18 protein-coding genes are annotated in these 25,018 nt (G+C 43.8%); 8 read left to right on the top strand and 10 right to left on the bottom strand.

Annotation, left to right across the window (positions count from 1 at the left end; translation table 11 throughout):
• Positions 1-120: 120 nt before the first annotated feature.
• The 6 genes from glpK to JN178_RS01130 all read left to right on the top strand — a co-directional run bounded on the left by glpK (position 121) and on the right by JN178_RS01130 (position 10,998).
• Complete coding sequence (glpK, locus tag JN178_RS01155; RefSeq protein WP_202263226.1) at positions 121-1,605, top strand: glycerol kinase GlpK; 1,485 nt, start codon at positions 121-123, stop codon at positions 1,603-1,605.
• A gap of 395 nt (positions 1,606-2,000) precedes the next feature.
• Positions 2,001-4,724: a TonB-dependent receptor gene (locus JN178_RS01150; protein ID WP_232369748.1), complete on the top strand. Its 2,724-nt coding sequence runs from the start codon at positions 2,001-2,003 to the stop codon at positions 4,722-4,724.
• A gap of 113 nt (positions 4,725-4,837) precedes the next feature.
• Positions 4,838-6,370 carry a tryptophan halogenase family protein gene (locus JN178_RS01145; RefSeq protein ID WP_202263225.1) on the top strand — a complete coding sequence of 511 codons (1,533 nt, stop codon included), beginning with the start codon at positions 4,838-4,840 and terminating at the stop codon, positions 6,368-6,370.
• 13 nt (positions 6,371-6,383) lie between these two features.
• Positions 6,384-7,133 (top strand): SapC family protein, encoded by a 750-nt coding sequence (locus tag JN178_RS01140; protein ID WP_202263224.1) that lies wholly within the window; start codon positions 6,384-6,386, stop codon positions 7,131-7,133.
• 20 nt (positions 7,134-7,153) lie between these two features.
• Entirely contained in the window at positions 7,154-8,611 is a 1,458-nt protein-coding gene (locus JN178_RS01135; protein WP_202263223.1) for an SLC5 family protein, read from the top strand.
• A 257-nt stretch (positions 8,612-8,868) separates the two neighbouring features.
• Complete coding sequence (locus tag JN178_RS01130) at positions 8,869-10,998, top strand: alpha-galactosidase (protein WP_202263222.1); 2,130 nt, start codon at positions 8,869-8,871, stop codon at positions 10,996-10,998.
• Positions 10,999-11,055: 57 nt separating this feature from the next.
• Here the strand turns inward: JN178_RS01130 and JN178_RS01125 are convergent, their stop codons facing one another.
• From JN178_RS01125 to JN178_RS01090, 8 genes are all read right to left on the bottom strand, one after another.
• Entirely contained in the window at positions 11,056-12,144 is a 1,089-nt protein-coding gene (locus tag JN178_RS01125) for a tetratricopeptide repeat protein (RefSeq protein WP_202263221.1), read from the bottom strand.
• 201 nt (positions 12,145-12,345) lie between these two features.
• A complete protein-coding gene (locus JN178_RS01120) occupies positions 12,346-13,629 on the bottom strand; it encodes an alpha/beta hydrolase family protein (protein WP_202263220.1) in 1,284 nt (427 codons plus the stop codon).
• Positions 13,630-13,790: 161 nt separating this feature from the next.
• Positions 13,791-14,741, bottom strand: a complete 951-nt coding sequence (locus JN178_RS01115; protein ID WP_232369659.1) for a hypothetical protein — start codon at positions 14,739-14,741, stop codon at positions 13,791-13,793.
• A 165-nt stretch (positions 14,742-14,906) separates the two neighbouring features.
• Positions 14,907-15,491 (bottom strand): single-stranded DNA-binding protein, encoded by a 585-nt coding sequence (locus JN178_RS01110; protein ID WP_202263219.1) that lies wholly within the window; start codon positions 15,489-15,491, stop codon positions 14,907-14,909.
• A gap of 230 nt (positions 15,492-15,721) precedes the next feature.
• On the bottom strand, positions 15,722-17,284 hold the full coding sequence (locus tag JN178_RS01105; RefSeq protein WP_159627205.1) for a sodium/sugar symporter: 1,563 nt from the start codon (positions 17,282-17,284) through the stop codon (positions 15,722-15,724).
• Positions 17,285-17,621: 337 nt separating this feature from the next.
• Positions 17,622-18,761: a galactokinase gene (gene galK, locus JN178_RS01100; protein ID WP_202263218.1), complete on the bottom strand. Its 1,140-nt coding sequence runs from the start codon at positions 18,759-18,761 to the stop codon at positions 17,622-17,624.
• A complete protein-coding gene (locus JN178_RS01095; RefSeq protein ID WP_202263217.1) occupies positions 18,754-19,809 on the bottom strand; it encodes a UDP-glucose--hexose-1-phosphate uridylyltransferase in 1,056 nt (351 codons plus the stop codon). The genes galK and JN178_RS01095 overlap by 8 nt, the downstream gene beginning before the upstream one ends.
• 168 nt (positions 19,810-19,977) lie before the next feature.
• Positions 19,978-21,003, bottom strand: a complete 1,026-nt coding sequence (locus JN178_RS01090; RefSeq protein WP_202263216.1) for an aldose epimerase family protein — start codon at positions 21,001-21,003, stop codon at positions 19,978-19,980.
• 295 nt (positions 21,004-21,298) lie between these two features.
• Between JN178_RS01090 and JN178_RS01085 the strand changes: the two genes are divergently transcribed.
• Complete coding sequence (locus tag JN178_RS01085; protein ID WP_159627209.1) at positions 21,299-22,300, top strand: LacI family DNA-binding transcriptional regulator; 1,002 nt, start codon at positions 21,299-21,301, stop codon at positions 22,298-22,300.
• A gap of 362 nt (positions 22,301-22,662) precedes the next feature.
• Here the strand turns inward: JN178_RS01085 and JN178_RS01080 are convergent, their stop codons facing one another.
• Positions 22,663-23,523 (bottom strand): alpha/beta fold hydrolase, encoded by an 861-nt coding sequence (locus tag JN178_RS01080; protein ID WP_202263215.1) that lies wholly within the window; start codon positions 23,521-23,523, stop codon positions 22,663-22,665.
• Between the two features lie 270 nt (positions 23,524-23,793).
• Between JN178_RS01080 and JN178_RS01075 the strand changes: the two genes are divergently transcribed.
• Entirely contained in the window at positions 23,794-24,402 is a 609-nt protein-coding gene (locus JN178_RS01075; RefSeq protein ID WP_202263214.1) for a hypothetical protein, read from the top strand.
• A gap of 4 nt (positions 24,403-24,406) precedes the next feature.
• Here the strand turns inward: JN178_RS01075 and JN178_RS01070 are convergent, their stop codons facing one another.
• Positions 24,407-24,991: an HAD family hydrolase gene (locus tag JN178_RS01070; protein ID WP_202263213.1), complete on the bottom strand. Its 585-nt coding sequence runs from the start codon at positions 24,989-24,991 to the stop codon at positions 24,407-24,409.
• Positions 24,992-25,018 lie beyond the last annotated feature (27 nt).

Genomic DNA, 25,018 nt, shown 5'->3' with positions numbered 1-25,018 from the left:
CCTTCTGTTTCAACTTCCCATGCCAATTCGAAAATCAAATGTTCGTTTTCGAAAATATAGCGTTGTTAATCCCGTGTAAATGATGCAAACTCTATGAAAACTATCTTCAGGAGTGACGTCATGGGACAACATATTCTTGCCATTGACCAAGGCACAACAAGCTCTCGTACTATTATTTTTTCTCCAAATGGAAAAATAGAGGGTATTGCTCAACAAGAGTTTTCACAAAAGTACCCCAATGATGGTTGGGTTGAACACGACCCTGAAGAAATTTGGGAAAGCGTTGTCACCACCTTAAAAGAAGTGTTCAACAAGTGTGGTGTTACACCTGCGGATATCGCGTCGGTTGGTATCACTAACCAACGAGAAACCACGTTGGTTTGGCACAAAGAAACAGGTAAGCCAGTGTATCCAGCCATTGTTTGGCAAGACCGTCGCACATCGCAACTTTGCCGTGAGTTAAGTAATGATGAAGGGCTTGTCGATTATATTACACAGACCACAGGGTTGTTACTCGACCCGTATTTCTCAGCAACTAAAGTCGCCTGGATTCTAGATAATGTAGAGGGCGCTAGAACACAGGCTGAGAATGGCGAGCTACTCTTCGGTACTGTTGATACCTTCCTTATTTGGCGATTAACTGGTGGAAAGTCTCACAAAACAGACGCGACCAATGCTTCGCGCACTATGCTGTTTGATATCAATAAGCAATGTTGGGACGACAAACTGCTTTCTACGTTCAACATTCCACCATCAATGTTACCTGAAGTTATGGATTGCGCCGCAGATTTTGGCGTGATTGAAGAGAGTATTATTGGTAGCGCCACGCCTATTCAAGGTGTTGCAGGCGATCAACAAGCCGCATTAGTGGGACAAGCTTGCTTTGAAAAAGGCATGGCCAAAAGTACCTATGGCACAGGTTGCTTTATGATACTTAACACTGGCGATGCCCCACTTAAATCAAAGAATAGATTGCTTACTACTGTAGGTTATCGACTTGATGGTAAAACTACCTACGCGCTTGAAGGCAGTATTTTCATGGCCGGCGCTACCGTGCAATGGTTACGCGACGGTCTTAAACTCATTGATGATGCCGCAGAAACTGAAGCGCTTGCTCAGCGAGCAAGACGCGACAATGGCGTATTTTTAGTCCCCGCTTTTACTGGCCTCGGTGCGCCCTATTGGGACCCTGATGCGCGAGGAGCCATTCTGGGATTAACTCGAGACACAGGAATTAGTGAAATCGTGGCCGCAGGCCTTCAATCGGTATGCTATCAAACTAAAGACTTACAAAAGGCCATGGAAAGTGATGGCGCTAGACCAACCAATATACGTGTAGACGGTGGAATGTCGCGAAACGATTGGGTAATGGGCTTTTTGTCAGATATTTTGGGTGCGGAAGTCGAACGCCCAGAAGTCACTGAGACCACAGCACTAGGCGCCGCGTTCCTAGCAGGGTTGCAAGCTGGCGTCTTCAACAGTGTTGATGATCTCACTCAATGTTGGAAAAGTGATAGCGTTTTCACACCAAGACTTTCTAAAGCAGAGCGAGATCAGGCCTATGACGGCTGGAAAGCTGCTGTAGAGCGCATTCGTTGTAGCTAATTTCTACTTATTTTTCTGATTGTTAATAAAGTGCGGTTATAGCCCGCACTTTTTTTATACAAAAAAAATTTTTATAACATTGTAATTACATTGTCATTTTGTGCTAGTATTGAAAACAAGGTAAACGTTTCACCTTTTACCTTAAAACAGAAACATTATATTTTTCATAAAGTTACAAATAATAATCGCGAAAATATAACGTTAAATGTGTAAAAGTAATGTTAATAAGCTTGATCCGCACATACTAAAAAAGTAGTTTTAGTGCTAAATACGTTAAAACGTAGCCTACTCACGGAGAAAACACAGTGACACATAAAATTAACACATCACAATTAGGCCCAATTGCGAGACGCTCACTTTTAGGTGTTGCTATCGCCTCTGCCCTACACGCTCCAATCGCTTTTTCGCAAGAAGCTGACACTCAAAATGTAAACGATGCACCTGTTGAAGTTATTGAGGTTCGCGGTCTTGTAAGTAGTCTAAAAAGAGCGATGTCTGACAAGAAAGAAAACTTAGCGGTTTCAGACGGTATTGCAGCAGAAGATCTTGGTAAATTTCCAGATCTGAACGTTGCAGAATCGCTTCAACGTATCACCGGTGTGTCTATTGACCGTAATGGTGGTGAAGGCCAACAAGTAACGGTGCGGGGCTTTGGTCCTCAATTTAACACCGTATTAGTTAACGGGCGCCAACTAGCTTCAGACGATGCTGGCCGTGCATTCAACTTTGATGTCATCGCTGCAGACCAAATTACTGGCGCGAACATCTTTAAAAGTGGCGTTGCGAATCTTCAATCAGGTGGTATTGGTTCAACCATTAATGTAACTACAGCTCGCCCATTCGACTACGACGGCTTCCAAGCAGTGGGAAGCGTAAAGGGCATGTATGAAAGCTTGTCTGAGGAAACATCTCCGCAAGCGTCATTTTTGGTAAGCAATACCTTTGCTGATGATAAATTTGGTGTGTTATTGGCGGTATCTCATCAAGAGCGTCAAGTACAGATTAACCGCATTCAAACTGCAGGCTGGCGTCCAGGTCTAACGCTTTCAAACCGCAACGATGGCGTTCTTGCTACAAACGTTTACCTTCCACGTAACTGGGACCAAGTAGTAGATGAGCAAGATAGAACGCGTACTAACGCGTCACTTGTTGCGCAATTTGCACCATCTGACGATGTAACTATCACGCTAGATGGCTTTGTTTCGAAATTTGAAGTTGACTCTCAAGTAACCGACCTTGCTTCATGGTTTGAGCCAGATCGCGTAGGTTCAGCGACAATCTCAGAATACGGTACAGCCATTCAGTTTACTCAAGAAATCGACCTTCACCAAGGTAGTGGTAACCCAGCATCTGATTTTGTATCTTCGACTCGCGGTGTACGTGACGTAACCAACAAAGGCTTCGGAATAAACGTAGACTGGCAAATCAATGATTCACTTACAGCAACGTTTGATGTTTCAAACTCTACTGCTGAAAATGACATTGCTGGTGAAGGTCGCTTCAACGTTGTGGGTATTATCAATAATTACTCGTTTGACTCAACAGGCGGCACACCAACGGTAGTACATGATGGCTTTGGCAATGGCCAACTTCCAGATATCTCGCTAAACCGTCTTCACTATAATGATTTAGGTAACGTAGTAGCGTCTGAAGATGAAGTAACAGAGTACAAAGCAGACTTCACATACCTTGCTGATTCTGACGTATTCCGTAAAGTTGATTTTGGTATTCTTCGCTCAGAGCGTGAGAAGTTTGTATTCCAAGAATTTGCATCACAGTGTGCTTTCTGTGGTTACGGTACTGAAGCGCCAATTGACGCACTAAACATTCGTCCGTTCACAGCAAACAACTTCTTCAGTGGTCTAATTGATACGTGGTACACGTATGACGGTGACGCATACCTTGATTACCTTGCATCACAAGGTGCAGCAGTAGTTCCAACGCTACAGCCTAACTACTACAACATCGAAGAAGACGTAACGGCACTATACGCTCAGTTTGAATTTGGTTATGACATCGGTGACATGCCTTTAACCATGAACTTTGGCGCGCGCTATGAAGAGACAGACGTAGCGGTATCAGCTGTTCAAGCATTTATTTCAGACGTTGTTCCAACAACTGATTTGACATTGTTTGCTAACCGCTTCGCACCAGCGCAGGACATTGTTGGAACGTCTTCTTATTCAAATCTACTTCCAAGCTTAAACGTTAAGTTAGAAGTACAAGAAGATATGATTGTTCGCTTTTCTCGCTATGACTCTCTGACACGTCCTACTATGTCACAGATGTCTCCTGCGACGACATTTGGTGAGCCTCGTCGTCAAAACCTTCAGGCAAGTGGCGGCAACCCTTCATTGCAACCATTTGAAGCGGAGAACTGGGATCTTTCTTTCGAATGGTACTACAGTGACGACTCTGTATTCTCGTTTGCAGTATTCAGTAAAGATGTTGAAAACTTCATTGTAACGCTATCTGGTCAGGAAACTTATACACTGACAGATCGTAGTGCTGACGATGGTTTCCGTTGTGCTGCTGATGATTGTGCGCCTGGTGTATCTTTAGATCCTCAGGATCCAAACCGCGATGTTGTGGCTGATACGGAAGAGCTTAACGGTGAAAGTGAAGTTTATACCGTAACCCGTCCTCAGAACGGCGAGACAGCGACAGTTAATGGTTACGAAATTGCGCTTACTCATGTTTGGGACAATGGTTTTGGTATCACGGCTAATGCTACGGTAGTAAACAGTGATGCAGAAGTATCGGGTGATACAACTCAAACGTTCGCACTACCAGGACTTGGCGATTCTCAGAACTTAATCATGTTCTATGAGCGAGATGCGTTCCAAGCTCGTGTTGCGTTTAATAACCGTGAATCGTTCCTTTTCGCACTAGATAACACTGCAGTAGGCGGTGCTACTGGTGAGCCAGTAACGACTGAAACGTACGGTCAATGGGACGTCAGCGCAAGCTATGATATCAATGAAAACCTTACTGTTTTCTTCGAAGGTATTAACGTCACAGAAGAAGAGCTAACGCAAGTTGGTCGCTTCCCAGATCAAGTTTACTCAATTGAAGATAACGGCTCTCGTTACGCAGTTGGTATCCGCGGAAGTTTCTAAAAAGTGTGTAGTTATGGCAGGGGTAAAACCCTGCCATTTATTCATGAGCTTATTGGCATTTGTAATGAGTTTATGAATAAATGTAGTAAACACCTTTTACGTAGTGGTTTCTCATGAATCAGTCGTCAAATACATCTCAGAAACAACGAATTGTAATCGTCGGTGGCGGCACCGCAGGTTGGCTCAGCGCGGCTATTATTGCGGCTAAGCACAATGTCTCATTTGGAGAGTGCGGGCTTGATATCACCTTAGTCGAGTCTAGTGATATACCAACTGTAGGTGTTGGTGAGGGAACCTGGCCGACTATGCGAAATACGCTAAAGGATATTGGCCTGTCTGAGAAGGAAGTATTTCGGCGCTGTAGTGCAGCGTTCAAGCAAGGTGGAAAATTTGTGAACTGGGTAAAGGCTGAGGGCGACTCATACTACCACCCGTTTACCGTTCCGCTTGGCTATGGCCGTGTAGAGATGGCGCCTTATGTGGGCGATGTTTCGAATTTCGCTAACGCCACCAACTTCCAACAACACGTATGCGAACGCAACATGGCGCCTCGCACACTTAGCGAACAGGAGTACAGTAGCGCGCAATCGAACTACGCTTACCATCTAGATGCAGGAGCTTTTGCTGATATGTTACGAGACTTTAGCAAGTCTCAACTTGGCGTCAGGCATATGGTAGCGACAGTAGAGAGCGTAGCTGCCTCAACCAACAACCATATCGACAATATAACGCTTAACAACGGCATGGTTTTGGAAGCCGACCTGTTTATCGACTGTTCTGGTTTTCGTTCATTACTACTCGGTGAAACACTAGGAGAAAGCGTTGTTTCAACAGACGATGTGTTATTTAATAACTCCGCCCTTGCCCTTCATGTACCCTATGAAGACGATTTTGAAATAAAGCCCTATACCCAAGCAACAGCACAAGAAGCAGGCTGGATTTGGGATATTGGCCTATCTTCTCGAAGAGGTGTTGGCCATGTTTATTCCACTGACTTTACCACTGACGAACGAGCAGAAGAAATTTTACGACAGTACGTAGGTGACGAAAACGGTGACCTAAAAGCACGCACCATACGCTTTAACTCTGGTTATAAAAAACAAATATGGAAAGGTAACTGTGTTGCTGTAGGGCTTTCCGCAGGCTTTGTCGAACCCCTTGAAGCCACTGCACTAATGTTAATTGAGATTTCAGCTCGCTATATAGCTGAACAAATGCCGTTGCCAAGAATGGCAATGCCAATCGTAAGCCAACGATTTAACAAACAAATGCAATATCGTTGGCAACGTATTATCGACTTCCTAAAACTGCACTACATATTCAACCAACGCAACGAACCCTATTGGGTCGCCAATCGAGAAGAGAGCTCGATACCTGATTCTTTAAAAGAAGATCTCGAAATTTGGAAGTATCGAGGTCCGCAAATAGCTGATTTTTCTGCCGCTATAGAACTCTTCCCAGCGGCAAGCTATCAGTACGTACTCTATGGAATGGGATTTTCTCCAGATTTCACATTGCAATCTCATTTCTATAAAGACCGTGAGTTAGCTGATAAAGTGATAAAACAAAATCAGTTAATTACGCAACAAAAACTAAGCAGCTTACCTAATCATAGAGATTATATTGAGCAATGGTTAGCGAGCTAAAGAGAACAATAATATGCCAAATTTTCAAACACTATCCGCTGATTCACACAGCGACGTTACCATTGATGAGAGTAAGCTTCCGCTCACATTCTCGAAATTTCATCTAGTAAACGTCGAAATTAAAGAAGCGGTACAAGCTGCTAGCGAATACCCGCTCTTTTTCAGCCGAGCATCAAACAACCAATATTGGACAATCTCAGCTTTGTGTGGATTAGCGCCTCAAGAAAACGTTTTCGAAACTCAAGGAAGTTGGTTAGCGCACTTTACCCCAATGAGCTTACGTACGTTGCCTTTTACACTCAGTTTTGAAAAAAGCAGTACTGAACCTGATACATTACTCGACCTAGACTCTCCAGCAGTTAAGCAAGAGGGAGGCGAAGCACTTTTCTTAGCATCTAAGCGCCCAACCGCTTACTTGGACAACAAGCAGAAATTATTAGCGGAGCGCGTGTCTTCGATGAAACAAACTGCGGTTATGCTAAACGAGGTCAGCGAAATGGGACTTGTTCAGCCTATCGATCTGATTATTGAATATGAAGATAATACGAGTCAGCGTGTAGGAGGTCTTGCAACGGTTAATGAACAACGCCTACAAAGTTTAACATCTGAAGAACTAGCATTGTTGCATCAAAAAGGACTGCTTTCAGTCTTGTTCAATATCTTGGGTTCGATTTTCCAAGTAAATCGAGTTATTCGCCTTCAAAACGCTAAGTTTCCTGCTCGCGCTGTTAACAACATTAAGTTCGAAACCAGCAAGTCATAACTACATTCTAGGAGTAAACCATGTTTTCCAGCACTTTACAGGTGTCTGTATTTGTCTTTGTGACTGCTTTAATCGGTTTTTTGACCTACTTGAGCTGCCGTGGTCAAAATAGAAATGCCCAAAACCAAAATAGAGAGTACTTTCTTGCTGGGGGCGGTCTAGCTTGGTATTTCGTTGCAGGAAGTATCACACTTACCAACCTAAGTACTGATCAGTTGGTCGGTATGAATGGCAACCAAATGGCACTGCTCGCGCTTTGGGAACTTGCAGCAGTCGTTGGTTTATTTGTTCTGGCAAAAGTCTTTTTACCGGTCTATTACAAATTTAAATGCACAACAACTACAGAATTACTTGAACAACGTTACAACGACAAACACATTCGCGCTGTAATCAGCGCCTTGTTCTTCGCTGGAAGCGCACTTATTTTTTGCCCTGCCGTAATCTATTCTGGCTCACTATTTATGCAGTCTATGTTTAATGTCGAATTACCGCTAATGTATATAGCAGTCACCTTTGTCATAGTAGGGGCGTTATATGCTATCTTCGGCGGTTTGCGCGCTGTAGCAGTATCAGATACTTACTCAGGCGTACTGCTATTAACAATGGCTGTACTTGTGGTTATCCTTGCGCTGCAAACAATCGATTACAACTTTGATGGTATTCCTAAAGAACGTCTCACTCTAATTGGCGACGATGAATCTCCTATTCCTTGGCATACACTGCTTACTGGTATGATTTTTATCCAGATGTTTTATTGGGGGACTAATCAAGTTATCACCCAGCGCGCCATGGCTGCCCCTTCGTTGAAAGAAGCGCAAAAAGGGGTATTTGCTGCAGCAGCTATACGCCTAATTATCGTACCAGCAATAATCGTTATTCCAGGAATTGTGTCTTATAAACTTTTTGGCGATATCGGTGATAGCGCTTATGGAAAAATTGTAGCGACAGTGTTGCCTGATTGGCTTTCTGGTGTGTTTGCAGCAGCTATGGCCGCAGCGGTACTTACAACATTTAACAGTAACCTTAATTCAGCAACAGCACTTTATGTATGTGATATTCATGAAAGTTACATCAACAAAACGCCTAACGTGCCTAAGTTGAGCGGTTACGTTACCGTACTGCTTTGCTTGGTGTCACTGGCGCTCATTCCTGTTTACCAACAAGCCGATAGTATTATTAATCTAGTACAAAAGCTTTATGGGCTATTAAGTATGCCTATTCTGTCGGTATTTATCGTTGGCCTACTGTTTAGGAACGTACATGCATTCGCTGCTATTGGTTCAGTAATCTTTGGCGTGTCGATTTACGCATTAATGAGCTTTGAAGCCTCGCCGCTATACGCGCCTTTCGGTCTTCATTATATTCACCTAATGTTCGCGACACTCATTGGCTGTGTTACGTTTGCGCTTCTCATGAACCGTGTCATATTCGGACAAAAAGCAGAGTTCACATTGGCACTTTATAAAAGCGAAGCCTAGTTTTTTATTACAATTTCGTCTTAAAGGAGGATGTTTTTGAGCATCCTTCTTGCCAGTTTTCATGATTATTTTATGGGTTTTTCGAAGCAATTGGTCAGACTTCAAATTATCCAATTTCCTTACTAAACTTGATAGTTAAACGTTTACCCTGTTTTGCTATAATTGCGCGACCTGATTTCGAAATATTGCTAAGACATTTTTTCTTGCGCGATTGATCTGCGTTGCCTATTTTGTGCTTAATTAACATTGAGGTTTTTATGTCGTCACTTTCTTCATTCGTTCGTCTCTCGAACGATAAAACCACACTTATCTTTGACTGTCAGGGACGAATGCCAAAAGTTATTTATTATGGTGCACCCTTAAGTAGCGCGACAACGCCTGAAATGCTAAGTGTGTTAAACACGCGCCAAGAAGCAAAGTGCGCACCTGTGATTGAGCCGCCAATTACACTCGTGCCAACACATGGCGAAGGTTGGACAGGACAACCCGGCTTAGAAGTATCGGGCAACACCGATCAATGGGCAGCTGGCTTCAGTCTTCAGAAAATTAATCGCACAGACAACGCGGTGGCATTTATTGCAACCGACGAAGCACGCTGTATGAGATTAACAACAACCGTTGAGCTTGATGACCACACATCGGTCGTAAAGTATGTAACGAGACTAGAAAATATCGGGGATAGCACGTTAAATCTACATTATCTTAACGCAGCTAGCCTTCCTCTACCTACCACGGTATCTAAAATTAAGACATTTGAAGGACGTTGGTCGGCAGAGTTTCAGACTACCGATCACGATCTATTTTTTGGTAGTTATGTTCGCGAAAACCGTCGTGGTAAGACATCACATGATACCTTTCCTGGTTTGATCGCCTTTGCGCCTGGCACTGGTGAACTGCAAGGCGAATGTTACGGTTACCACTTAGGTGCATCGGCAAATCATAGACTTCGTGCAGAATTAATGGCTGACGGAAGAAGTTATGTGCAGTTTGGCGAATTGTTGTTTCCTGGTGAAGTGACTTTGGCTGCGGGCGAAAGCTATACCACCCCAGTACTTTACACCGGTTTTGGTGATGCTGGCTTTTCGTCACTTTCACAACAGTTTCATCGTTTTGTTCGCGCCAACATACTCAACCACAGTGCTGACTCTAAACCTCGCCCAGTTCACTACAACACTTGGGAGGGTATTTACTTTGACCACAACGAAGATACGTTAAAAGCACTGGCAGACAAAGTTGCACCATTAGGCATAGAGCGATTCGTGTTAGACGACGGATGGTTTAAAGGAAGACGACACGACAAAGCAGGCTTAGGTGATTGGTTTGTCGATGAAGCAATCTATCCGCAAGGTCTAGATGGGCTAATTGATCACGTTACCAACTTAGGCATGGAGTTTGGTATTTGGTTCGAACCTGAAATGGTTAACCCAGATAGCGACTTGTACCGCGCTCATCCCGAGTGGGCATTACATACCGAGAACAACCCTCAAGTTCCATTTAGAAATCAGTATGTCCTTGACCTAACAAACCCAGAAGTCGTTGAGTATCTCTATAAAGTGATTACCGATGTGCTCACAGCATATCCGAAAATCAGCTATATCAAATGGGACATGAATCGCGACGTAAATCACCCGGGCAACCTTCAAGGTAAACCTGCAATGCACGGTCAAATGGCCGCGTTATACTCGCTTATAGACCGTGTTAAAGCAGCTCACCCAGGCATTGAAATAGAAAGTTGTTGTTCAGGTGGCGGACGCGTAGATCTAGGAATTCTGCCCCATACTGACCGTTTCTGGACATCAGATTCCAACGACGCTCTAGACCGTTTATATATCCAGCGCGGTTTCTCATACTTTTTCCCTTCAGAAGTAATGGGCGCTCACGTAGGCCCGCGCGACTGTCATATTACAGGGCGCAACTTGCCTATTGAAATCCGAAGTGCTGTCGCTTTATTTGGCCATATGGGCATTGAAATGGATCCGCGAGAGCTTACCGAGCACGAGCAAAAAGTACTAACAGACGCCATTTCACTGTACAAGCAGTATCGCCATATTACCCATAGTGGTGACTTATATCGTCTGGATGACGACGGCTTGAACGTGAAGTTTGGGTATATGTCAAAAGATAAAAGTGAAGGCATATTTGCCTATAACAGCGTGAAAGAAACCCTTCGAACTACACCAACTCGATTTTACTTTGCCGGTCTTGATGCCAGCAAGCAATACATTGTCGAGCGCGTGTGGCCAGAGAAGCTAAAAGAATACACGCCGTCGATTCTGCAACAAATCGACGGAGAGGTATTCTCAGGTGAAGTATTGATGAAATACGGTATGCAACTCCCCGTACTTTTCCCTCAAACCGCGCTGATTTACACAGTCAAAGCGGTGTAATGTAGCAAGCCAAACATTTTTGTTGTCCCGACAAAAAGCGGGTTTAGGATGTGTGCCCTAAGCTCGCTTTTTTATTTGCTTTTTAAGTCCTTTCAATATTTTGGCAAACCGCTTGTCTTCTTCACCGTTGATTTGTGACAAGGTCGCTTTCGCTTGCTGAACATCATTGGCATTTAACCGAAGCTCGGCCAAACGCAAGTTAGCCCAATTCATATTTGGCAAGTGGGCAGTTTCAATACTTGTGGTATTGTACTCTTCAATATATTGCTCGAGTGCAGTTATGCCGCTATCTGTATATTCACCGCTTTGCACTGCAAGGAGCCCCATGCGGTACTTGCCATAAAGCAAATTGCTTTTGTTTTCAGCGTAAGCTTCCCATTGCTCAGATTCTTTATCTGTCACAGTCTCTACAGATTCGTTCAACAAGACTGATAAGGTTTCGAAGGCATTTTGAAAACGCTCATCAGTTAAATAGTGTGTACCTAGTTCAAGGTTGGCGCGGATCTTTGCCTCATTTTGCTGAGCAAGGGTGGCATATATTTCGACGGCCTTGTCTACCTGATCGTCTTGAAGGTAAAACTTCGCTTTGGCGAATTGCCCTTCAAGGGCATCGAGGGTGGCTATTTTATCAGCAAGCTTTTCAGCTTCATCCATGTCTCCCCCAGCAATAGAGGGGGCCATTAGGTGAAACTGCATGAGAGCTTGATATACACCGACTTCATCAGGTGCTAACGTAACGGCAGTTTCCAAGCTCTGCTTGGCCTTTTCAGCATAGCCAAGTGCAGAGAAAATACTGTTGGATGCTTGCGCTCCCATCACATTCGCGTGAGTGTGATAAGCACGGTAATCGCTGTTGTAATTTTTCACAAATTCATCAGCCACTTCTTCGGCGTCATCTAGGTCTATATTCATTAGCGCAGAAATAAGGATATTGTATTGCTTGGGCGTTTTCGCCTTCACATCTTCAAGCGCTTCTATGACGAACTCATAATCACCTTGCTTAAAACGTGCATCAAGCATCTCAATACTCGTGCTATCTGTATTTTTTATGCTGTCATTATTTAGCGCGAACGCGCCTGCGCTGGTAAGTGCAATCGATACGGCTGCCGCACATAACAAACGTGAAGATACTTTTTTGACGTTCATTCCAAGTCCCTTTGTAATAGGTGCAATGTTAGTGGTAGATGCAATGTCTAGTGGCATTGAATACGTTTGTATTAAGATAGATAACGCTAAATTAACCTAGCCTGAACAAATTTCCATCGATTATTTGTAACAAAAAGCATGTTTAAGAAAAACGGGCTCAATTGGTGAGCCCGTTTTTTTAGTTAAAAGTTGCTGAGTGATTTACGGCTTGCTTTCCATCTTCAATCCGAGCGCCCAACGATTGTCAAACCCTTTCCATGGTGCAGGTGTTTCGCCACCAACAGGCACTTGGTCACTGCTGCCCGACACGTTTAAGAATTCACAGTAATCTGGCATTTGCTTTACGTGGCAGTTCATAAGTGCCAATGCAAAGTGTTCATTAATGGCATTAAGCTTCTGCACTTCCCAAGCGGGCTCGATGTAACTGCCTAAATCAAATTCGCTACCGTACGCTTCTTTAGGTGCTGGATGAGGAGCTACGTTATGGCGCGCGTTCTTAACGGTAAGGAGTTTAGTGTGAGTGTTCCCCGTATTATCAAACAACCAACGGATACCGTCATAACCCGAAATATCATCGTTATCACCTGCTACGTATAAAACAGGTACCTTAATATCGTTAAGTGACTGAACATCAAATAACTGATGCTGACCACCCCACGGAGCTAGTGCTAAGGCCGCCTTCCACGACGGCAGTACCGCATCACTACTCTCTTTTCCACCAGCACACGTATTTAAGGCCTGCTTCACTAATTGGACAGCGGCTGGGTCTTGTGTGCCAGTAAAAGTAGCGGCGGTGGTATCATTAAATGCATAACACCCACCAACAGTGCTTACAGCGCCGTATCCTCCCATGGAATAGCCGATCACCCCTGCTTTTTCACTATCCACACTGTCTTTAAAAAATGGGTGTTCCGTTATTGCATTTAGGGTAAATACTTGGTCTTTAGCACGGTTAAGGAGTGTGCTTGGAAAACCAGAATATGGGCTTTCAGCAAAGTTAACATCTTTGTTAGTTGAGTCGGTGTGGTCGATGGCAGCTACCACATAGCCATGTGATGCTAAGTGTTCGCCAAGGTAGTGCATTAACGTGCGATAACCTGTATATCCATGAGAGATAACGATGACCGGATATTTGGTGTCTGTCTTTGCTATAGCAACATCGCGATAAGCGTTAGCTTGCACCTCAAACGTTATGCCGCTGCGTGTTTCGTCACTGTATTGTGTAAGCGCAGTTTCTTCTTTGGTTGGGTACCACACCTCAAGCATAAGGCTTCGTTCTGCCTGCCCTTTTACAAAGTCTGGCACTAACTGAGGGTAGGTAGCTTCAACCGTTTTAACCCCAACGTGGTACGCACCATCTGCACTGAGCTCGGGCATAACATCAGCAGGAAAGGGCTTGTAGAGATTTTGAGCGGCAAAAGCAGGCATTGTTGCGGCGGTCGACGCTAGCAGGCTTGCACCAAAAAACAGGGATAACGTTTTCATAATTATTAACTTTACGGGTAATTTGTAGGCAATAAGTAATATTACCCTGCTTATAGCGGTTAACAAGACTGACAACATTGTTATTGCTTATTTTTGGCAATAAGGCGTGCTAATACAGTACTGCGCCATTAAGGTAAACGTATCCCCTTCAGATACATTAATTAGTCAGCAATATCGAATGTATCTTCCGCATCTTCCCAACGTTTATTAAATATCGGCTTTAGCATCTGTGGATAGCCATCAGCAACGAAGTTAATTTCGCGAAGTTCTCGGTTTGCGATGTGGCTTTCCTTAATGTCTAGAAGTGCTTGATTAAGCGACTCAGTCACCTGTTTACCCAGTTCCGTTTTAGCGCAAAACAGCCGTTTTGTACCGCGTATTTCTTTCGATAACTCAGAGATTTGATAAACGCCCATTGAAGAATATTGTTCCGATGTCAGGCTATTAAGCTCTTTATGACCAACGTAACCAAAATCTATGCGTCCAGTCTCTATAAGGTCGATAGTGTGAAGCCCTAAATCTTTACCTAGCCCATTCAATGTAACAATGTTAGAGGGTTTCCCCCACTGCTTGACAGCGTTGCTATAGGCGTTTTTTACATCGTTATAGAGTACCGTTTTGTAGCGCTTTTCTAGCAACCTTTGCAGAGAAACCTTTTCATACAATTTTTCGCTATCGCTCACCTGGCTTGCTTCTTTGCTTTTTATGGCTTGATTGAGTTCAGATGACGTGACCATTAATAGGGGCAAATTAATGGATGTTGGTTCGGAAAAATACCCCCACGCTAAGCGGTCTTCCCGATAAGACGCACCAAAAAAGCAATATACGATGCTGGGGTCATTGTTAGAGCTAATCATTGCCCATGCGCGTTTTATCGGATAGGTTTCAAAGCGGTGCGTATATTGCGGCAAATATGACGCCAAGTAAGACATATTTTTGAATAAGGGGCCATCGTTAATCTCTACGCCGTCAACTCGCATGCCTACTTCAGGTGGTCGCAACCAAACAACCGTAGGTTTGTCGTTTTCAGTATTTTCTATCTGATGGCCTTGGACGTGTTGGGGCATACAAAATGCCAACACAACCAGCATTACACTTTTAGATAAAAGCATTGAAACTATTTTCAACAAAATACATGCCTAAAAAACGATCAAAAAAGAGCGCAAATTCTAGAGTAATCACCTCATGATTGCAGGACATGCGTCTCACACATAAGTCGTTAAACGAAAAAAGCCCTTCAAAGAAGGGCTTTTTAAACTGCGTAGAACTGTTCGAGTTTAGAACGGAATATCGTCATCAAAATCGAAGTCAGGCTCTGCCATTGGTGGTGTCTTAGGCTGAGACTGGTTACCACCTTGAGGCGCTTGATTATAACCACCACCTTGGTTTGAGTTGTAACCGCCTTGTTGGCCACCACCTTGCTGCGGCGCTTGATTATAGCCGCCTTGTGCAGGTGCTTGGTTGTAACCGCCTTGATTGTTTTGAGGACGCTGGTAACCACCATTACCGCCGCCACCTTCACCACCGCGACCACCTAGCATTTGCATTTGATCTACGATGATTTCAGTTGTGTAGCGATCTTGACCTTGCTGGTCTTGCCACTTACGCGTTTGCAATTTACCTTCAACGTAAATCTGTGAGCCCTTCTTCAGGTACTCTCCGGCAATTTCTGCTAAGCGACGGTACATAGTAAGGCGATGCCACTCAGTGCGCTCTTGAACCTGACCTTGTTGATCTTTCCAGCTTTCGCTAGTTGCAAGGCTTAAGTTCGCAACGGCGTTTCCGTTAGGCATGTATCTAACTTCAGGATCATTGCCAAGGTTTCCAACAAGAATAACCTTATTAACGCCTTTCGTTGCCATTGATGTCTCCTGTAACGTTTGTGTATGGCTTATTGCCTTACTGTACTAAGCAGCACAACTGCAACAAGCGCGAAAGTTCATCGGTATTAGCCGGCTAGTATATCGTATTTTATCGACAAAATTGGAAGTTTTTCACCGACTCTGGCTTTCTTATTAAATGCTAACAACATTTTATGAAAGCGTCTTCTGCACTTTCGCCTTGTTTTGAGATATTACTTAGTGGCTAACCATTACCACCACGTAATATAGAACGCTGCGGTAAGCAGAACAACCGCAAGCGACGCCACGTTAAAGCCAGTAGTGGTACTAAACTGCACTTCATTTAGGTCAACAGCGTTTTCACTTACCCCTTTTTTCTCAAACAAAGAGACAACCACGGCTAAACCTACACATAGCAAGAAAACAAGTCCTACACGGTCGATGAAGGGCAACTCTGGCCAAAACTCTCTAAACACGATACTTAGCACAAATGAGCCCAGCGCAGCCAAAAGACCGCCATTTGCAGTGGTCTTCTTCCAAAACATGCCCAATACGAATAAAGCACAGATGCCAGGTGTAAAGAAACCTGTAAATTCTTGAATATATTGGAATGCCTGGTCGAAATTACCTAGCAGTGGCTTCGCAACCACCATCGCAATAACCAGTGCCGCAAAACTCACAATTCGCCCTACTTTCACGTAATGCTGTTGCGATTCATTAGGACGCTTATCTTTATACAAATCCATAGTAAAAATGGTAGAGACACTGTTAGTCATTGACGCTAGTGAAGATACAATTGCGGCAACAAGCGCAGCGAAAATAATACCTTTTAGGCCAACTGGCATGAGTGTCATTAGACTTGGATAGGCTTGGTCAGGCTTTTGCAGGTCAGGTACGATAAGCACAGCTGCAATACCTGGCAACACAACGATAAGCGGCATAAGTAGCTTCAGGAATGCCGCAAACGCAATACCTTTCTGTGCTTCTTGCACACTTTTGGCTGCCAATGTTCGTTGAATGATATATTGGTTAAAGCCCCAATAGGAAAGGTTCATGATCCACATGCCGCCAATCAATACCGAAATACCAGGTAAGTCCATATAGTGCGGATTGTCTTTCGACAAAATCATATCGAACTTTTCAGGTAATTTATTGGTTAAGTCGACAAAACCTTGCAGCGCTCCATTACCATCACTAATGAGATTAAGCGCCGTGTATGATAAAAACAGTCCGCCAAACACCAATAGCACAACTTGAATAATATCTGTCAGTGCGACCGCTTTAAGTCCACCATATAGCGAATAAGCCAGTGAGAATAAGCCCAAGAACATCATGCCATACATCATGTCTACGCCAGAAATAGTATTTATGGCTAAGGCGCCTAACCACAATACGGCAGTTAAGTTTACGAATACATAAACGCCTAACCAGAAAATGGCCATCACTTTTCTTACACGATGATCATACCGCTGCTCTAAAAATTGCGGCATGGTGTAAATTTTATGCTTAAGAAATATGGGTAGGAAGAACTTACCAACTAATAGCAATGTAATGGCAGCCATCCATTCATAGGACGCTATCGCAAGACCTAATTGATAGCCCGAGCCGGACATCCCAATAATTTGCTCTGCCGAAATATTTGCAGCGATAAGCGATGCACCAATTGCCCACCAAGGAAGGCTTGAGCCTGCAAGAAAGTAATCGTTGGTATCTTTTTCGTGACCCTGCTTTTCACGTGATACCCACCACGCAATACCAATAAGCGCGACGACGTATATCACAAACAACGTGATATCTAATGATGCTAATTTCATAGTTTTTCCCAAAGTTCTAATTTTGGGTGCGGCGGTTTAAGTCAATGCAGGGTACACAGGTGAAAAATTGTTTTTATTATTCTTAAGGTTTTGCCACACCAGTGTCGCATCTTTAAAAGATGCCAATTCGCTATGCGATGCATGTGAAAATGAAGAACATTTATCGCATTCACATTGCGGATAATATTAGTATCACACTTTGTTTACTTTTTTTAACTAAATTGTTCCAAATTAGCGTTTTTATAAAAAAAGCCGCAATCAATGATGCGGCTTAAGGGACACAGACAACCGTACGGGATAGATTGTTCTGATATAAAGGAGTAATAAAACAAGTCTGTTAGGCGAAAGCACCTTGAGTAGCAGTACAAACGTAGATGTCGGCGTTATACCCTGTTTCATCAAAGTATTTGTTGGCGACCACTTGCTTAACGGCTTCAACCTTGTCAGTAGGTGCCAGCGCAACAACGCAACCACCAAAACCACCACCAGTCATGCGCACGCCACCAGACGTCCCCAATACTTCATCAATTATTTCTACTAAGTAATCAATAGGGCGTACAGTAATTTCAAAATCATCTCGCATTGAAACATGCGACTCAGCCATGGCTTTGCTCACGGTCTCAATATCGCCGGTTTTAAGCGCTTGGCTGGCTTTAAGCGTGCGAGCATTTTCAGTGATAATATGTCTTGCACGACGGTATACTACTTCAGGCATATGCGCTTTAGCTGTTTCCAGCATGTCAATGTTAGCTTCTCGCAACGACGCTACCCCTAACAGTGACGCTCCCTGCTCACACTGTTGGCGACGCAAATTGTATTCGCTGTCTACCAAACCGCGTTTTACATTTGAATTGATAATCACAATTTGGTGTGAATCAGGTAGTGGCGAGTGTTCAATCGCTAAAGACTGGCAGTCCAAAAGCATTGCCATGCCCTCATTGCCCATCGCAGAAATCAATTGGTCCATAATGCCACATGAACAACCAACAAACGTATTCTCTGCTTTTTGGCCTAGCAACGCCGCTTTAACACCATCAAGCGGTAATTCGTACAATGCACTGATTGCTTTGAGTATTGCTACTTCAAACGACGCCGAGGAACTAAGACCGGCACCTTGCGGCACATTGCCCGTTACCAGTAAATTAGCACCGCCAAAATCAGGCATGCTTTCTTTAAGTACTTTAACCACACCGCGAACATAGTTAGCCCAACCTTGCTCTTCGTCATACTGAATATCTGACAACGCAAACTGGTTTTGCTGATTATCATAGTCCATTGCGGTAACACTAATTTCGTTATCACCGCGTTTTGAGGCAGCAACCCAAGTGCCGAAGTTAATCGCAGCAGGAAAAACAAAACCTTCGTTATAATCGGTGTGTTCACCAATAAGGTTTACACGTCCCGGTGCATGGGCAACAAGCGTCGGCGCTTCGCCGTAATATTGCTGAAAAGTTGAAGATAGTGTTTGGTTATCCATTCGCATTCTCACGTTTTTTATAGTGCACAGTTGAAAGTGCTTTAAGTCTGTCTGCTGCTTGCTCTGGGGTTAGGTCACGCTGTGCTTCGGCCATCATTTCATAGCCAACCATAAACTTGCGAACGCTTGCCGAACGCAAAAGCGGTGGAAAGAAATGCGCATGTAGTGTCCACTCTGGGTGTGCTTCATTGTCAAATGGCGCACTGTGCCAGCCCATTGAATAAGGGAAAGAAGTTTCAAACAAGTTGTCATATTTCGCGGTGATATCACCGATGATTTGCGCCAGTGAAAAAGCCTGTTCCTTGTTTAGTTCGGGCATCGACTGCACGTTAAAACGCGGTAGTAATAAGGTTTCAAATGGCCAGGCGGCCCAATAAGGTACAACAACAACCCAATCATCATTTTGGCAAACAACACGCTCTTGTTTAGCCACTTCCTGTTCGGCGTAATCGGCTAAAAGCGGCGTATTATTATCTGCATAATACTGCTTTAGTTGGACAAGCTTTTTAGCAGGGTCAGTAGGCAAGTGCTGTTGTGCCCAAACCTGCCCATGAGGGTGTGGATTCGAACACCCCATCATAGCGCCTTTATTTTCGAAAACTTGCACCCAGCGATAGCTTTCGCCTAATTCTTTGGTTTGTGCTTGCCAGCAAGCAACAACTTCTGCGCGCTCTTCGTCTGTAAGTTCGGGAAGTGTTTTGCTGTGATCAGGAGAAAAGCAAATAACGCGGCTACATCCCTGCTCTGTTTCGAACTGAAAGAGCCCTTTCTTTTCACTGGTAACCTCAGTGTCTTTCTTAAGTGCGGCAAAATCGTTTTCGAAAACAAAAGTCCCTGTATAGGTCGGATTTACTTCACCGTTTACCCGAGTATTACCTGGGCATAAATAACAGGATTCATCGTAAGACGGTTTTTGCTCGTTGTTTGGTTCTTCAGATTGACCCTGCCAAGGGCGTTTTGCACGATGCGGTGACACCAACACCCATTCACCCAGTAACGGGTTAAATCGACGGTGCGGATCATTAGTAGGATCAAATGGCGTTCCCATATTCACTCTCTCTGAATTGGCCTTATCGTGGTCTGAACACAACAAGAGACAAAAGGGTTAAACGTTTACCCAACAATAGTATATTAAGAATCCCTTTTTATCAATTCTGTAACAAAGAAAAATATTTGTTAAATTCATAACAATTAGTTTTCTTTTTGCCAGTGAGAATTAATCGCCAACAGAGAACTCATAGCGCATCGACATCTGCACCACTTGACCTGGATAAACAATACTACTTGGAAAGTGAGGTTTGTTTGGTGCGTCAGGAAAATGCTGTGGTTCTAAGCACAACGCACCGAGTTGTTGCTCTGTTTGTAAGCTTCCTGTGTAAAACTGCAATCCAGGCAGCGATGTGTATAACGCCATATTAATTCCTGTATCTAGCGCTTTAACGCGAGCTTGTGGTACGTCTTGTTCAGCGTTGCGCAGCACATAATTATGGTCGTAACCACCCACCATTTGAAATAGTGGGATGGGGTCTTGGCTAGTCGCTCTTTCGTGGATCTTCGTCAACCGTCTAAAATCGAACGCCGTGTCAGCCACGTCTATAAACGTGCCTGTAGGTAGTAAAGTAGTATCAGCATCAGTGACTTTATCTGCATCAATTTGTAGCAATGTTGAGCCCACGTGATTGTCATTACTTAATGTAAAATAAGCGTGCTGTGTAAAGCTGAGCGGCGTTGCTTTGTCTGATGTGGCGGTGATTTCCAACGACAGAATATCGTCATTCGTTAACGTATAACATGCCTTTACTTCAACGTTGCCAGGAAATCCCCCTTCACCATCAGGGCTACTGAGTGTTAGCAATACACTTATTCGCTCGTCAGTTTTATCAACAGCCGCTTCCCATACTTTTTTATGAAAACCTGCAAGACCGCCGTGGAGATTGTGCTCGCCACCGTTTTTATCAAGTACGTAGTGTTTCCCCTCTAGCCAAAACTCCGCGTTTCCGATGCGGTTTGCGTAGCGTCCGACAATGGCACCGCGGTAACTTGGGTCATCAATGTATTCATCAAGAGAGTCAAAAGACTGAACACAATGTTTTCGTTTCCCCACATTGTCGGTCAAGATGATGTCTTTGATTATGCCGCCGTAATTCAACAGTTTTACTTGCATATCATTGGCGTTAGTTAGGGTGAACTCCTTCACCAATACCCCATCTATTTCACCAAAATTTGAAATCTCTATATTCATAACAAACTATTTACCTTTAACGGGAATAATCCAAACAAAGATGGTCTCAATCGTTTAATTTCAAGCTCAACATAAACGTGTTTTTACGCATTTCTTTACGCTGAGGTTATACGTTTTCCGTACTTATTTACAGCGATTTAGCGAATTCGTATGTATGGTATAACCACTTTGCGGTTTTCGAGACATGCATTCGATTGCAAACTTATCTTTTTTTGTAAATATAATGTACGCTATGGAAAATTGGGTTTAATACTTAACCCACTACGTTACCCCCAAAAATGAAGTTTAAAAGATAATGGCAACAATAAAAGACATAGCCCAAGCTGCAGGTGTGTCATTAGCTACCGTATCCCGGGTTATTAATAATGGTCCAAAGGTAGGTGACGAGACTCGCCAACGCGTAAAAAAAATAATGGAAGAAATGGGCTACCGCCCTAATGCCAATGCAAGGGCTTTGGTTACAAAGCGCAGTGCGTCATTAGGCGTAGTTATTGCGGAATTGCACGATCCTTTCTTTGCGATGCTTGCTCATGGTGTGGAATCAATCACGCGCAAGAACAACGTACAAATACTGTTGAGTGCGGGCTCGATTGAAAAGGAAACAGAGCTGCGAGCAATTGAAACACTTCTAGAACACCGCGTTGAGGCTATGGTTGTACACAGTAAAGCACTGGATGACGCTACCCTTATTGATTTTGCCAATCAGGTACCGGGTTTTGTGCTAATTAACCGATACATCCCACAAATAGCTAATCGCTGTGTGTGGCTGGATAATGTTACAGGCGGACGACTTATGGCGGAATACGCCATTAATCAGGGCCACCAGCATTTAGCAGTGATCAGCAGTCAATATCGCATTGACGACCCTAATCACAGACTAGAAGGCATTCATAACGCGGTTAAAGAAGCCAACCTGACATTGCCCGAAAGTATGGTGGAATACGCCACGCCTGACCAAGAAGGTGGTGAATTGGCTATGCAGAACTTACTTGCTACAGGAGCTAAGTTTACCGCAGTATTGGCCTACAATGATGCTATGGCATCAGGCGCAATGACAATGCTTCAAGACCATGGCATTGCAGTACCGGAGCAAGTTTCAGTGATGGGGTATGATGACGTATTACTAGCCAAATATTGTCGACCCAAACTCACGACGTTGCGATACCCTGTTGAAATGATGGCTGCCAAGGCCGCGGAACTTGCGCTCAAATACGCTTCAGGTAGTAAACCGGAAGAAGGGCTGACATTTAAATACACTCCCACCGTCGTTAAACGGGACTCTGTGGTTCGCGTCTAGCGCGAGCCCATATTTTCCCCTTCTTCGTCTAATAAGTGTGTAATATGCAGCATTGTTAATCGAAATATGCTGCATAAATCATCACGCTACTTCTAAAAATTTCATAGCGTAAATCTATTGACAATAACTAGCATGTGATCGTAGCGGTTTATATTTTTATCCCCAATCAACAAAATTCCACGATCCTCTGAACACTTAGGATCAAAAAGCAATGTGATCGTATCAAACTTCGCTACAGCGCTTGATTTTACTGATATTTCGTGATCCGACCAGATAAGGCTATTATGATCGTGATCGCTTGATGCATAAGGCTATTAACAGACTTACCAACAAGGTTACCCACTACTTATCCACAAGACATTTTAGCGAGAAAGACTGGACAAAAATCGACGATATTCGCTGATTGCGAAATCTGATTTCAAGGTTGCACTGTGGGTAACACCAGGAATAATAGAGATGCGCTTTTTGTCGCTTGCTGAAACGTCTAATAACTGTTGGCTAATGGGGTAAGGCGTAATTTTATCTTTCTCGGCTACAACCAACCACAGTGGGCCATCGTAGTGGCGCAGTATTGGCGCAATTTGCATACTGTGCACTTCATCGTGTAAACGCATACTCGTAAACGAATTAGAAAACCCAGGTACCATGTTGGCAATAAGGTCAGATATATTGTTAAACGCACCATCTAACACTAAGCCGTCTATTTGACGATTTGCGGCCACATAGCTGGCAAAATAACTTCCAATACCGCGCCCGTGAACAATAGTCGGTAGACTGTTATCGAACGTGTTTTTTACGTAATCGAATTGCGTCAAGGCATCTTGCTTAATCGCATCAATACTCAGATTTTTCGCTTTCTCGCTTGTCCCCACTCCCTGATAATCGAGCCATAATATGTTGGCTGGCAGCTTTCCAATGCGATGTAACACGCTGTTGTTCTCGCTTATCGACATCCTATTGTCAGCAAAAAAGACCACGTTCACTATTGGGTCGGGATAGGAAACTGCGACCCCCCTTAACATCAGTCCCTGCGTATTTTTAACCTCAACACGGGTGATGCCGGCCGAGGTACCATCCTGCTGAATAGCGGCGTGCAATTTGGTGGTATCGAGGGGCTTTTGTGCTGAGTCTTGATAAAAAAAGGCAGAAGGTGAAACATTGATCGCACAACCGCTGACGAAGAGACACACTAAAGCGCTTAAAATGAGCTTGCGTAAAACCATGGGTAAAACTGTCCGTGTTGAAAAACTGTTGTTCGCATCACATCTGAAACTTACGTTTACTGTAGCACAGTGTTGATAATTTCTACATCGATGGCTGAAACAGTTTGCAACAGTTCAGGTATTTGTGATGATGATTTATTTACTTATACTGCCAGTTAAGTATTTAGTTTGCCGTTACGGCTTATTTCATTGTGACTAAACTTCGCGATAAACACTTTATTGGTTTCAAGCGAGATTCAGGCAGCGAGACAAAACAAGTAGTGAATTAATATGATAAAAAGCACAAAACAATCGAAGCGTCTTATTCGTAGTACGTTAGTGTGTTGCAGCCTCTCATTTCTCGTTGCTTGTGTATCAACACCTGAGCCTGATTTAGACTCAGCGCTCGTTCCAGCCTCACAACGAGAAGCGCATCAGGCCAGTCTTTCAAAAGCCAAAGCCTGCCCGATGTATCTTGCAGAACTCACCGATGAAAGGGCAAGCAAAGACTTATTGGTCGGAAATGATAATGTATCGAAAGATGCGCTTTATTCAATTCTTGAACAAAGCCTGCTTGAAATGAATGTTACGCCCCATACCAATGCTGATAATAGTGTAAAAGTATCGTTAGAGCGCGCATTTGTGAAAACTTTAGGCACCAACTTAGTTGCCACTGTTATCATTGATGTGCAATACAAACCCCACTACGCAGACGAGTACTCACCAAGTGTCTCTTACCGCGGTCAAAGCATGCAAGTACATTCAAGTACCTCAATTAATGAAGAACACGACATTGCTGAAGAAGCGATTAAGGAAGCAATAGCGCAAGCTACTCGTCGTGTAAAATCTTCTTTGTTACATGAATGCGATGACGTTGTAGAAAGCGCAAACGCAATTTAGCTGGCTAACGAACTATACGACCATTTTTGACCATAATGCAGGTCATACCGCCAGCGATAGCCGCTTGTTTACCCATATCGGTATCTTCAAACACTACGCAATGGTGTGGCGCAATATTCATCGAATCTGCAGCTTTTATAAAAGTTTCTGGGTGAGGTTTACCATGAGCAACATCATCAGCAGTAACCAACGCGTCAAGTTGCGCCAATATTCCATGCTCTGAAAGTACCCACTGCGCATGCTGTCTATCTGAGCCTGTACCCACGGCTATCGGCATACGCGTTTTATAGTGATTAAATACTGCTAAGGTATCTTGAATAAGGGTGGGTGTGTGACTAAGCCCTTCATAAGCCTGTTTTTTAAATTCAGCAACCGCTAGAGGAGAATGCGACATGTTGTAACGCGCATTCATCAGTTCTACAGTTGCCAATGATGGAACGCCCCCAAGACTATACTGATAGTCGTTATCAAAAGGGTATCCAAACGCCTCACAAGTGCGCTGCCACGCTTCAATATGCGCCGCCATTGAATCAACCAAAGTGCCGTCCATATCAAAAATAATGGCTTTAAAAGACGTTAAATCTATCATCCTTCACCCCTGTTTTCGGCAATAAGC

Source organism: Alteromonas sp. KC3, from assembly GCF_016756315.1.
GTDB lineage: Bacteria > Pseudomonadota > Gammaproteobacteria > Enterobacterales > Alteromonadaceae > Alteromonas.
Note: the sequence above shows the minus strand (reverse complement) of the source record. Positions and strands in the feature narration are given on the sequence as shown.

What these genes read in the sequence shown, in the direction of transcription:
- glpK (WP_202263226.1), top strand. Translation starts at nt 121, where the DNA reads ATGGGACAACATATTCTTGCCATTGACCAAGGCACAACAAGCTCTCGT.
- JN178_RS01145 (WP_202263225.1), top strand. Translation starts at nt 4,838, where the DNA reads ATGAATCAGTCGTCAAATACATCTCAGAAACAACGAATTGTAATCGTC.
- JN178_RS01140 (WP_202263224.1), top strand. Translation starts at nt 6,384, where the DNA reads ATGCCAAATTTTCAAACACTATCCGCTGATTCACACAGCGACGTTACC.
- JN178_RS01135 (WP_202263223.1), top strand. Translation starts at nt 7,154, where the DNA reads ATGTTTTCCAGCACTTTACAGGTGTCTGTATTTGTCTTTGTGACTGCT.
- JN178_RS01130 (WP_202263222.1), top strand. Translation starts at nt 8,869, where the DNA reads ATGTCGTCACTTTCTTCATTCGTTCGTCTCTCGAACGATAAAACCACA.
- JN178_RS01125 (WP_202263221.1), bottom strand. Translation starts at nt 12,144, where the DNA reads ATGAACGTCAAAAAAGTATCTTCACGTTTGTTATGTGCGGCAGCCGTA.
- JN178_RS01120 (WP_202263220.1), bottom strand. Translation starts at nt 13,629, where the DNA reads ATGAAAACGTTATCCCTGTTTTTTGGTGCAAGCCTGCTAGCGTCGACC.
- JN178_RS01115 (WP_232369659.1), bottom strand. Translation starts at nt 14,741, where the DNA reads ATGCTTTTATCTAAAAGTGTAATGCTGGTTGTGTTGGCATTTTGTATG.
- JN178_RS01110 (WP_202263219.1), bottom strand. Translation starts at nt 15,491, where the DNA reads ATGGCAACGAAAGGCGTTAATAAGGTTATTCTTGTTGGAAACCTTGGC.
- JN178_RS01105 (WP_159627205.1), bottom strand. Translation starts at nt 17,284, where the DNA reads ATGAAATTAGCATCATTAGATATCACGTTGTTTGTGATATACGTCGTC.
- galK (WP_202263218.1), bottom strand. Translation starts at nt 18,761, where the DNA reads ATGGATAACCAAACACTATCTTCAACTTTTCAGCAATATTACGGCGAA.
- JN178_RS01095 (WP_202263217.1), bottom strand. Translation starts at nt 19,809, where the DNA reads ATGGGAACGCCATTTGATCCTACTAATGATCCGCACCGTCGATTTAAC.
- JN178_RS01090 (WP_202263216.1), bottom strand. Translation starts at nt 21,003, where the DNA reads ATGAATATAGAGATTTCAAATTTTGGTGAAATAGATGGGGTATTGGTG.
- JN178_RS01085 (WP_159627209.1), top strand. Translation starts at nt 21,299, where the DNA reads ATGGCAACAATAAAAGACATAGCCCAAGCTGCAGGTGTGTCATTAGCT.
- JN178_RS01080 (WP_202263215.1), bottom strand. Translation starts at nt 23,523, where the DNA reads ATGGTTTTACGCAAGCTCATTTTAAGCGCTTTAGTGTGTCTCTTCGTC.
- JN178_RS01075 (WP_202263214.1), top strand. Translation starts at nt 23,794, where the DNA reads ATGATAAAAAGCACAAAACAATCGAAGCGTCTTATTCGTAGTACGTTA.
- JN178_RS01070 (WP_202263213.1), bottom strand. Translation starts at nt 24,991, where the DNA reads ATGATAGATTTAACGTCTTTTAAAGCCATTATTTTTGATATGGACGGC.